At 40.0% G+C, this 5,905-nt stretch carries 8 protein-coding genes and 1 pseudogene; all 9 read right to left on the reverse strand.

The annotated features are described in order from the left end of the window. Nucleotides 1-258 (reverse strand): annotated as a pseudogene (locus VJ937_RS13740) (hypothetical protein); the annotation flags it as partial. A gap of 86 nt (nt 259-344) precedes the next feature. Next, on the reverse strand, nt 345-1,046 hold the full coding sequence (locus VJ937_RS13745; RefSeq protein WP_324068006.1) for an aromatic aminobenezylarsenical efflux permease ArsG family transporter: 702 nt from the start codon (nt 1,044-1,046) through the stop codon (nt 345-347). Between the two features lie 5 nt (nt 1,047-1,051). Then, the gene (locus VJ937_RS13750; protein WP_324068008.1) at nt 1,052-1,489 is read right to left on the reverse strand and encodes a nitrophenyl compound nitroreductase subunit ArsF family protein; all 438 of its coding nucleotides are present in this window, start codon (nt 1,487-1,489) and stop codon (nt 1,052-1,054) included. Between the two features lie 3 nt (nt 1,490-1,492). Next, complete coding sequence (locus VJ937_RS13755) at nt 1,493-1,732, reverse strand: thioredoxin family protein (protein ID WP_324068010.1); 240 nt, start codon at nt 1,730-1,732, stop codon at nt 1,493-1,495. Nucleotides 1,733-1,797: 65 nt separating this feature from the next. Then, nucleotides 1,798-2,094 carry a metalloregulator ArsR/SmtB family transcription factor gene (locus VJ937_RS13760; RefSeq protein ID WP_324068012.1) on the reverse strand — a complete coding sequence of 99 codons (297 nt, stop codon included), beginning with the start codon at nt 2,092-2,094 and terminating at the stop codon, nt 1,798-1,800. 107 nt (nt 2,095-2,201) lie between these two features. Then, complete coding sequence (locus tag VJ937_RS13765) at nt 2,202-3,599, reverse strand: monomeric [FeFe] hydrogenase (protein ID WP_324068014.1); 1,398 nt, start codon at nt 3,597-3,599, stop codon at nt 2,202-2,204. Next, nucleotides 3,586-3,852 (reverse strand): hypothetical protein, encoded by a 267-nt coding sequence (locus VJ937_RS13770; RefSeq protein ID WP_324068016.1) that lies wholly within the window; start codon nt 3,850-3,852, stop codon nt 3,586-3,588. Before VJ937_RS13770 ends, VJ937_RS13765 begins: the two co-directional genes overlap by 14 nt. 1 nt (nt 3,853) lies before the next feature. Beyond that, nucleotides 3,854-5,014 carry a SpoIIE family protein phosphatase gene (locus VJ937_RS13775; RefSeq protein ID WP_324068017.1) on the reverse strand — a complete coding sequence of 387 codons (1,161 nt, stop codon included), beginning with the start codon at nt 5,012-5,014 and terminating at the stop codon, nt 3,854-3,856. After that, nucleotides 5,007-5,905: (Fe-S)-binding protein (locus VJ937_RS13780; RefSeq protein WP_324068019.1), on the reverse strand; the 899-nt coding region annotated here is incomplete at its 5' end. The genes VJ937_RS13775 and VJ937_RS13780, both read right to left, overlap by 8 nt.

A 5,905-nucleotide genomic window follows, 5' to 3' on the forward strand; every position in this document is an offset into this window, starting at 1 on the left:
ATAAGAAAGCCACTTTTTGGCATTGGCACCGAAATATTTCATCACGGCCCCCTGACTCACAAAAACAGCTATTACACCTGCTATAAAAAAAGCCGGTAACAAACATAAAATTACATGTTCCTGTGCATACCACTTCGTGAGATCGAACATGGCCATTAAAGCGCCTGTAAATCGTGCACTTTCTAGTGGCATAAAGTACGCAAACAGGAAAATTATGATTATCCAGCTAAGTATTTTAAATTCTTTTTTGTTTTCCATTTGTTCTGAAATTAAACCATTAAGAAATTAAGATTCATTAAGATAAGTATTCTTAATTTCCTTAATGTCTTAATGGTTTTTATAAATTAAAAATAAATAATCACCACATAATACACTCCCACACCAATAAAGACTATGGAAATTATGCGTCTGAACCAAAATTCAAAGGTTTTTATACGATTGTAGAGCAAACCTACACCGGAAACAGTATAAGCCAGCAGCCATGCGAAAATAATGACCGGAATTCCGGTGGCTATGGCGAAAACAATAGGCAAATACAACCCCGAAGCACTTGTTACTGTAATGGGAATGAGCATGCCAAAATATATCACCCCGCTGTAAGGACAAAAAGCCAGGGCGAACAACACGCCTAACAGTAAGGCATCGAGATAGGTTTTTGATTTTTTTTGCTCTATACGCTGACTCAAATTACCAATGCCCGGAAGTTTTAATTTAACCACATCCAGCATAAAGAGTCCTATTATGATTAGTAGTGGTCCGAGAAACTTTTCCCCATATATCTGGAACCAACCGGAAAGTTCAAGCTGGTCGGCACCAAAATAAATTATCAATGCCAGCACGGTATAAGTAATGGCTCTGCCCAGTGTGTATATCAATCCACTATAAAACACACGCTTCTTGTGTTCCACATCTTTACTAATAAAGCCAATAGCTGTTAGGTTCGTGGCCATAGGGCACGGGCTAATGGCGGTCATCAATCCAAGTAAAAATGCTGTAACAATTGGAAAAGAGCTATTGCTGACCAAATTACCTAGAAACTCTTCCATTCAAATTAGCTCTTTTTTAGTGGTTCAATTTTTTCTTTGATGAGTGCTTTAAGTTTTTGGGGATTTGAGCGTGCGTTCATGAAAGCTTCATCTGTAATATCTATTTTCTCTCCATCTCGCATAATCACAAGGGCAGAACTTTTAACATCTACCTCTTTGGCTTTCGCGGCACCTCCATCTTCCTCAATATTATAACTTGCAAAAGGAATGTTTCCGTCAAAAAAATTCTTTACCGCACTTCTCGAAACACGCTCTACAGCCTGACAGGTAGCGCATCTGCGTGTACTATGAAAATAGTAAACAGCTACTTGCTCAGCTTTAACTGGTGATTGCTTTACTACCTCTTTTTCATCTTTTTCTTTTGTAGCACCTTTTTCATTATTGCAAGATGCAAATGAAAGCACTAAAGCCAATCCTGCGATCAATATTTTGAATAATTGCATGTTTTACTGATTTTGGGTTAATAATTTCTTTAATTCTTCAGTGGATGGTGATTTTCCTGCTACCACAACTTTATTATCTATCATAACTGCAGGAGTTCTCGAAACACCATACTGCATGATCTCCATGATATCCTCGACTTTTTGCACATTGGCATCAATACCTAGTTCTGCGACAGCATCGCGTGTGTTTTTTTCCAGTGTTTTGCACTTTGCGCAACCGGTTCCTAATACTTTAATTTCCATGATAATGATTATTTAAATTACACTTCGTATTTCGTAAAACTACGAACAATTAAAACAAAAAAATATCAGATGCCCAAATGCTTTTTGAATAATCTTTGGGCTTCTTCCCAATTTTCTTTATTGACACAATATTTGATTTTTGGTGCTTCAATTTGGCCCTGTATTAATCCGGCATCTTTTAGCTCCTTTAAATGTTGCGATAAGGTTGACTTGGCAATTGGCAAATCCTCTGTCAAATCACCACTGTAACAGCATGTTTGATTTGAAAGCAAATCGAGCACATACAGACGCACCGGATGCCCGAATGCTTTGGCATATCGGGCAAGTTTTTTCTGTTCTTCTGTTATCGGATCAATTTTCATAATAAAATTATTGTTCGCAAATATACGAACAGGATTTTAATTACCAAAAATTGGGGCGATAAAAATATTTTACCACCCCAATGAACTCAATTATGCCTAATAGCGTATTAATTTTTTATAATTCTTTTTGCTTCATTGGCTGAAGTTAAACTCTGACTTCCGCCTAAACAGCCTTCTTCGCAGCACATCACTTCAAAGAAATCTGTTTTTTTATCTTTTACTGCTTTGGTCATTTGCCGAATAGACATTTTATCAATTCCATTTACTATATACGCATTAATTTTCTGCCCGGCTACTTTTTCTATTGCACGAGCAACTCCACCTGAAGCAGAAAATCCTCTTCCAATTTCCGGCGTTTTTTCACTCATCGAATCTGCTTCCTGATTGGCAACCTCAATTCCGGCAGCAACAAATACTGCCCCTAACTCTTCAAAAGTTATGGCATAATCTACTTCAGCGCTGGAGTGTGCTTCCTCTTTTTTGGCCAGACAGGGTCCTATAAAAACCACTTTGGCATTCGGGATTTTTTCTTTAACGCTTTGGGCGGTCAAAACCATCGGGCTTGATGTATCAGAAACATGCGCCTTCCACTCCTGCTTGTTGCCTTTCACAAAATTGACCCATGCCGGGCAGCAGGAACTCATCAGTCCCGGATGTTCATTTTGTGCTTTAAGATGTAAAAGTTCTGCACTCTCCAACGATGCTGTTTTTTCGGCTCCTTCTGCCACTTCGTAAACCTCATCGAACCCGACATTTCGGATAGCCGCATAAATTTTCTCAAGCGAAGTACGAAACTGTCCTGCCACAGCAGGTGCCACAATGGCCACAACCGGAGTTTCACTTTTCATATCTTCCAGCAGAAGCGGAAAATCAGATGATGGAATAACTGCACCAAAGGGACAAGACTGAAGGCAACGCCCACAAAGAATGCATTTTTCCATATCAATTTCTTCATAGCCTTTAGGATTTTGATAAATGGCGTCGACCGGACAAACATCTTCGCACGGACGTGGCTGATAGTGGATGGCATTATACGGACACTCACGCATACATTTCCCGCAGTTTATGCAATTTTCAGCATTTATAACTGCTTGTCCGTTTTGAAAACTAACCGCATCTTTCGGACAATTAACCTGACACGGGCGGGCCTCACAGCCACGACAAAGGTTGGTTACAACATAGCTTGGGGGCGGGCAATTGCTGCATGCCTCCTCAATCAGATTCAGATAAAAACTGTTTGTACCTTTTGGATGCTCAGCATACCAGCTCAGCGGTGTGAGTTCATCCTTTTCATCGGCTTCGCTATAACCCAGCATCGACATTATTTTATATTTGAGCACAGCCCGGTCTTTGTAAACGCAACAACGCCATGGTTCCCGACCACGAGGTTTGATGATTATCGGAATTCTGTCCACATTTGCTGTATCGTTGCTTAGCAATTCCCGATACAAACGGATAAGCAAATCTTTTCGAATTATTGAAGCGTTATTCTTATTTGGAGTCATTGGCTGTCAGTTTTTCCAGATGTTCCCGAATTCTAGTTATTGAAGCTTGTTCGATCACCTCTCCGTTAATCTCCACAAAAGGTGGTCTCATGTCTGTATTTTTGCAATGATTAATACATGGAGAACCTTTGATCTCAACCTGATTTTTAAGATGATCAGGAAGATGCTGCTCCAAGGAAGGAAGTTCAGCTCCACCCAACACATGACACAATGTGCCTGTACAAATTACAATTTGAATCTTTTTTGTTTCCATGCTAAATAAATTTAAGTTCTGTCTCTTTTAAGTATTCTTTCTCGAGTATATAGGCAATTTTTTTTACCACATTGCGCCGAATCTCCAATTCAACAGGCAGGTTAGGATCCTGGTGCGCTTCATTAATCTTTGTTCCCACCATAAATTCAATATAATCGTGAGTTAATAATTGATCGACCAGTAAGCGTGACGGATCTGTGGCCTCTGCCTGCTCATAAGTACCATATTTTAAGAGCTCGGCAGCTTTTCCAAGGGTAAGAATTCCTTCGGTAACCAAATCAACACCATGAATATGAGAAATGGGAGGAATGTCTTTAGAAAAATGCTCCATATCAACCACTACTTCTTCCTTCCATTCCCGGGCCACAATTTGAGCTGTTGTGCCACCACAAACAACGGTATGTCCTTCAAAATTTTTAATCTTGCGTGCAACATTCAAATCATTTGTTTTGTCATAAGGCGGACCTGTGCATACCAATAGTTTTCGTGGATTTCGAAAATAAAGCACAGCACATGTAATATCATCCTTGGGCTTCTGTATGTCATTCATCGAGGCTTGCTGAAGAATACATTTGTGTAATTGATGTGCAGAAATATTCGGGTCGCGGGTAATTTTATTGCTGATAAAATCAGTCATTGCTTTGGTTTCCCATCCAAACGGCATATCCTTACGACCAATTCCGGATTGTGAAACACCATCGCTAAACAGCACAATACGATCTTCACGACAAGCTTGAAAATCTGAAATATCAACCTCACCATCGACTAAAAAACTACGCTCAAGCTCCAATGGTTTATTTTTTCTAAAAACCAAAAACTGAGGATTTCCATATTCAATAATACGTGTTTGTCCGTCAAATTCGGTGTCGACAATGGTAAAGGAAGCAAAGGCTATTTTTCGCACAGGATCAACGGGCAACGTTTCCCTGATAGAAATTGCGCTGCGCTCAACAGGCTGATCATTGATTGTAAAATTCAAAGCCATGGTTGCTGTCATGTTGGCCAGAATATTTGCCTTAATTCCAGAACCAAGTCCATCAGAAAGGACAGCTGTAAGACGATTTTCATTTTTCATTTTTTCGCTCAAAAAAACATCGCCACATACAATCTGGCCATTTTTAGGCATATAGCCTGAATCGCTATCAATGAACATTTTACGCATTGAACCCTCCTTTCATTGAGTCCATTACAGTATTAATTGCACACTCCGTATTGGCAGCGTTCTCTCCAATAAGACTGGCTGCTTTTTGTGCTGTTTGCATGTTTTCTCTTACCACTTGCTTCAGGCGCAACATTAGTTCATCAACAGACACATCATGTTCACCCGGTACCCGCACAATAGCACAAACCTGCTTGTGTTTCTGGATAGTGAATAATGAAACATGCAAAACACGCCCTTCGTATTCAAGATCTTTCTCAATACGTTCGTGACCTGAATGCAGTAAGTTTTTAAACAACCTTGATAAAGGGGTAAGTTTCTCGATACTTGCACCCTCCAGACCAGGCCGGGCATCATATGCCAGTTGGGATGTCTCACCCCAAATGGAAGCAAACAACTCGTTCGACTCAATTACTTTTAGATTTTCATCCACAATTACAACTCCGTAAGGCATTTTACGCAGCAGCACCGAAGCTTTGTTTTGTGCCATTTTACGCATGTAACTCACACACATTTGTCTTTCAGCTTTACCTCCCAAAATGGCCTGTGCAAAATTTCTACACGTATTATATCCGCAACCACCGCAATTAAGCTCATCGTCAGGTGTCATTTTTCCGATGGACGACAATACTTCGCGTATTTCATCTTCAGGAAAGATGGGTTGTTTCTCAATAAAATTAAATTGATAATCCATGGCTAATGGGATAGCTGAATAATTGGCCAAAACAGCTCCCTCCTGCTCCTGATTTGTGGCAAGCACAGCACTCCTCGACTGTATGATTTCACCGGAAGATGCTCGTCCGGGGCCATTTATACAACCACCATCACAAGCGAGTAATTCCAAAAAAAGTGTTTGCCCGTTTGTTTCCGGCATATTATCAAGCAATTTTTTTA

This window comes from Salinivirga sp., from assembly GCF_035268865.1.
Taxonomy (GTDB): Bacteria; Bacteroidota; Bacteroidia; order Bacteroidales; family Salinivirgaceae; genus Salinivirga.

Bases quoted from the DNA above. Each gene is read 5' to 3' on its own strand.
- VJ937_RS13745 (WP_324068006.1), bottom strand. From the start codon at position 1,046: ATGGAAGAGTTTCTAGGTAATTTGGTCAGCAATAGCTCTTTTCCAATT.
- VJ937_RS13750 (WP_324068008.1), bottom strand. From the start codon at position 1,489: ATGCAATTATTCAAAATATTGATCGCAGGATTGGCTTTAGTGCTTTCA.
- VJ937_RS13755 (WP_324068010.1), bottom strand. From the start codon at position 1,732: ATGGAAATTAAAGTATTAGGAACCGGTTGCGCAAAGTGCAAAACACTG.
- VJ937_RS13760 (WP_324068012.1), bottom strand. From the start codon at position 2,094: ATGAAAATTGATCCGATAACAGAAGAACAGAAAAAACTTGCCCGATAT.
- VJ937_RS13765 (WP_324068014.1), bottom strand. From the start codon at position 3,599: ATGACTCCAAATAAGAATAACGCTTCAATAATTCGAAAAGATTTGCTT.
- VJ937_RS13770 (WP_324068016.1), bottom strand. From the start codon at position 3,852: ATGGAAACAAAAAAGATTCAAATTGTAATTTGTACAGGCACATTGTGT.
- VJ937_RS13775 (WP_324068017.1), bottom strand. From the start codon at position 5,014: ATGCGTAAAATGTTCATTGATAGCGATTCAGGCTATATGCCTAAAAAT.